The sequence below is a fragment of the Armatimonadota bacterium genome (genome assembly GCA_036504095.1).
GTDB lineage: Bacteria > Armatimonadota > DTGP01 > JAKQQT01 > JAKQQT01 > DASXUL01.
Genome location: DASXVS010000054.1, coordinates 1 through 3883 on the forward strand (window position 1 = coordinate 1; position 3883 = coordinate 3883).

The window sequence follows — 3883 nt, forward strand, 5'->3', positions numbered from 1 at the left end:
CAATGCCCTGGCCGCCAACTTCACGAGCACCTTCACGACCGACTCCATCTCCCCGACGGTCGTCTCCTCGGTGCCCGCCATCAACGCCACGCTCGTCAACCCGGCGGCGCCCCTCAGCCTCACCTTCAGCGAGCCGATCGACCCCGCATCCGTGACCTACAGCACCACGATCAGCACCGGCTCGGTCTCCCTCGCCGCAGGGGCCGCCCAGGTATTCGGGTGCTTCTCGTTCAACCCGACGAGCACGGTGGTCACCTTCACCCCGCTCGCGCCTCTCACCGCGGCCACCGGACACTCGTTCTCAGCGTCGGCAGGGGTGACGGACCTCGGCGGCTTGGCGCTCACACCCTACACGGCTCCCTTCACCACCCAGTAGGCTCATCGCCGCCGCCGGCCATCCCCAGGGGTGGCCGGCGGCGGCTGCATTCGACCACCAGCGGCCCCCGCGCTTTCTGGCCGGATGGCCGCCAGTGGATTCGCAAATGAAACAGGCGAGTCTTCCGCAGCTCGGCGCAACAGGGGAGAACGCGAGGTAGTGCGCGTGTCCGGTCCACCTCTTCGAGTCTCCATCCGTGGCCAGCGGGGCGGTCGGCGCCTGATGGTCTTCATGCCGACCGCTTCGCCCGATGCCAAGAACCTTTACGAGGCCCGTGAGACTCTCACGGCAGTCCTTCGTCGCGTCTCCGCTCATTGTCCTGGAACCTCCGCCGAGGCTGCCGAGCTGCGTGTGGAAGTCCTCGTCGGAGCGGATGGAGCGATTAGCGAACCTATGTGTCTGAGCGGAGCGCTGAACTCACTCACCCGGCTGACGCCCATGGAGATGACGCGCTTTGCCGACTTCGTGGCCAAGATGCTAGCCGGCGACGGATTCGAAATCGCGGAACCGGTCGTAGTCGAACCTACGGATCTCGGGTAGGTGGCATCCAATCCCTGCTGCTGCGGTTGCTGCAACGACGGCTCTGCTCTTGTGCCGTCAGCCGTAGAGCGTCGGGACGACCCGGGTTCATCGGTAGGGCTACCGTCCGACGGGACAGGGTCTTGCAAGTTCGTTCCTGCGAGTGCCTGCTCCTGCTCCGGTATGGCGGTCAGTTCTCCAGATCGACAAATAGTCTCGGTATTGAGCAGCGGTCGGGAGCCCAAGCGTTGGGCTCACCCGCTCGCTCCCCGACCGGCCCCGGGGAGCGAGCGGGCTTGTGACACGGATCCGCGGCTATCAGCCAAGAGCTCTTGAGGCCGACAGCGCCGGTCCCGGCAAATTTCGGGGCACCGTTTACCCCTCCGAGGTGTGATCTCTGGGCCTAACCACTGGAAATGACGCGAGGTTTCGGCCTTGCGAACTTCAGGATGCGCCAGAGACGGGGTTGGTGGGGCGGGGACAATGCGGAGCTCGAAGCCGCCCGGACAAACTCCGGGCGGCTTTTTGTTTAACTGCCGTCCCAGAGGGGAAGCCCGAGCCGGAGATCACACGCGCCGCGGAGACCCTCCGGCCGGGGGGCTCTGGAGGGCGCTCTCTGCGCTCTCCGGGGGAGATCACGGGAGAGCCGTTTAACAGCTCGGCCTGGCCGTTTAACAGATCGGCCGGTTTCCTGTTAAACGCGGCCCGCGGTTCAAGTCCGGCCAGGGCCCCCGTTACCCGCCCCCCCCCCACGCCTGTGGGGCGCCTGGGGGGGGCTGGGCTGGCGAGCGGCCTCCCGTCCGTGCGGGTGCCCAAGGGTCTGTGAGCCGCGTTGGCCACCACGTAGCCGTCGCGCGCTGCGCGAGTCGTAGGCCACCTCGTTCGAGAGCCCCACGAACGACTTGCGCAGGTTCGTGCGCCCGAGGGTGCTGCACTTCGTGGTCAGGATGGAGACGACGGCGGTCTACTCCCTCTTGGCCGTCGGTAGCGCCGCCACGCAAGGAGAATGAGCGCAGCGGCGAGCACGGCCGCTAGGCCGATGCTGAGCGCAACTGCCGGCGATTCCCCGCCGTGGTTGCCACGCTCCGTCTTGGTAAGAGGCCTGATGGCGCTGAGAGTGCGGTCGATTTCGTTGGGGTCCCAAACCGTCGTGCATGCACCAGTGAACAGCCCTCCCGTGTGCTCGCCGGCAAACACCAAATACCTGCTTCCGACCCGCATACGCACCGCACAGTCGGAACCATCGTCGGCGAAAACGTCGAGGTAGTCGTGGTCGGCTCCTTTGAACGACTCTTCCACCTTCAGGCGGTACTTCCCGCCTGTCGCCTGCTCTGTCGCGACGCCAAGAAACACGGCCTTGGCGCTATCGAACCGCTCGGCGTCCGAGTACGGTTTGCAGTCGCACGCAACGGAGACCCGAGGGATAGCCATCACAAGAGCGGTGCCAACCAGCAGAGACAAGAGGCTTGGTTTCATGCCCTTAGGCCCCGGAAGGTCACGGCCGCCACGGACCAGGAAGCGAGTTGAGCCACTTCGTCGCGTCCCAGCCCAGCTGTTCGTAGTACGACTTCGTGGCGGAGTTCGCGCTCCTCTCCAGAACATCGAAGTTGTCCGATGTCCACGAAGACCAGGTTGCTTCGTTCCCGCCACGAGAAGCCTGTAGCACGTGCGTGAGTTCGTGCACGAGGGTGCCGTTCACGGTTCTTCGCCCGCACGACTTGGTCGTGATCCATTCGAAATCAATGCCTACGGATGCCCCGGCAAACTTACCATCGTCCCACTGCGGGAAGGTCTGCCCTGAGTAGTAGTCGCTGCGATAGCCAAATCCGATATCGACGGGGAACGGAGCCTGATCGAGCTGTCGATAGAGGTCACGTCCAGCAGCCGAGGGACCATCGCGCAGAGAGTCAAGGTATGGCTGCACCCTCGGGTCTGTGACTACCTCTACTGTCTGAACTCGCCCTCGTCGCCGGGTTGAAACTCGCAGTGGTCGAGAAACCCAACAAACCCAACTACTTACAGAGACCCATTGACTTGGCCGGGCACGTCTGAAGGTGCTCTGCGCTTCGAGCTGCGCGGAGGCGGTCACATGGGAAGACGGCGGGACCCGGCTGGCGAAGTCGACGTGGGCGAGCTGAGCGCTGCGGACATCGAGGAGATCTCCGCTCGGCTCGTCGAGTTTGCCCGCCCCCTACCAGGCGCTCATGCAGCTGGAGTCCCAAGGCGAGCACCTGGGCACCTTCGTCGGCGGCCTGGTCGGCGGCGTCGAGCGGAAGTCGGTCGAGCCGATTGCCATCGCCAGCGGGCAGTCCCGCGGCCCGCTGCAGCACTTCGTCGGCGCGAGCACCTGGAGCGAGAGCCCGATTCTGGCGCTGCTCCGCACGGAGGTGGCCGCCGAGTTGGGGGAGTCCGACGGCGTGCTCGTACTCGACGGTTCAGGAGTCCCGAAGAAGGGTCGCTCCTCTGTGGGAGTCGTCCGCCAGTGGTGTGGCCGGCTGGGCAAGGTGGAGAACTGCCAGGTCGGCATCTACCTGGCCTACGCGGGCAAGGGGTCGGGCGTCCTGATCGACCGGCGGCTCTACCTGCCTCGGGAGTGGGCGTCGGACAAGGCGCGGAGGAAGAAGACGCACGTTCCTGCCGAGGTGCGCTTTCAAGAAGGCCTGGGAGTTGGGGGACGAGCTGCTGCTGGCGAACGCCGGCCACCTCCCCCACAGCTGGATCGTCGGGGACGACGAGTACGGCCGGTGCAGCGCATTTCGCGACAGCCTGGCCTCGCGCGGCGAGCGGTACCTGATGGAGGTGCCGTCGTCCACGAGCGTGCGCCGGCTCCGCGGTGAGGTGGGCCGGCCGCCCGAGTGGCACGCCACCAAGGTCGTTGCCAAGCGCACGCCCGTCAGCGAGTGGAGTCACCACCGGGTGCGCGATGGAGAGAAAGGCCCGATCGAGGTGCGTGCGATGCGTCTGCCCGTGGAAACCAAGCGGCGTCGA

At 65.8% G+C, this 3883-nt stretch carries 5 protein-coding genes; 3 read left to right on the plus strand and 2 right to left on the minus strand.

Going from position 1 to position 3883, the window contains the following annotated elements:
* Positions 1-376, plus strand: a 376-nt coding sequence (locus tag VGM51_13530) for an Ig-like domain-containing protein (GenBank protein HEY3414057.1), incomplete at its 5' end; no start/stop codon positions are given.
* A gap of 231 nt (positions 377-607) precedes the next feature.
* The gene (locus VGM51_13535) at positions 608-916 is read left to right on the plus strand and encodes a hypothetical protein (GenBank protein ID HEY3414058.1); all 309 of its coding nucleotides are present in this window, start codon (positions 608-610) and stop codon (positions 914-916) included.
* 921 nt (positions 917-1837) lie between these two features.
* Here VGM51_13535 and VGM51_13540 read toward each other — a convergent pair.
* Together VGM51_13540 and VGM51_13545 are read right to left on the minus strand one after the other, a co-directional pair.
* Entirely contained in the window at positions 1838-2371 is a 534-nt protein-coding gene (locus tag VGM51_13540) for a hypothetical protein (protein ID HEY3414059.1), read from the minus strand.
* 19 nt (positions 2372-2390) lie between these two features.
* Positions 2391-2819, minus strand: coding sequence for a hypothetical protein (locus tag VGM51_13545; GenBank protein ID HEY3414060.1), 429 nt, complete (start codon positions 2817-2819; stop codon positions 2391-2393).
* Positions 2820-3529: 710 nt separating this feature from the next.
* Between VGM51_13545 and VGM51_13550 the strand changes: the two genes are divergently transcribed.
* Positions 3530-3883, plus strand: a 354-nt coding sequence (locus tag VGM51_13550) for a transposase (GenBank protein ID HEY3414061.1), incomplete at its 3' end; no start/stop codon positions are given.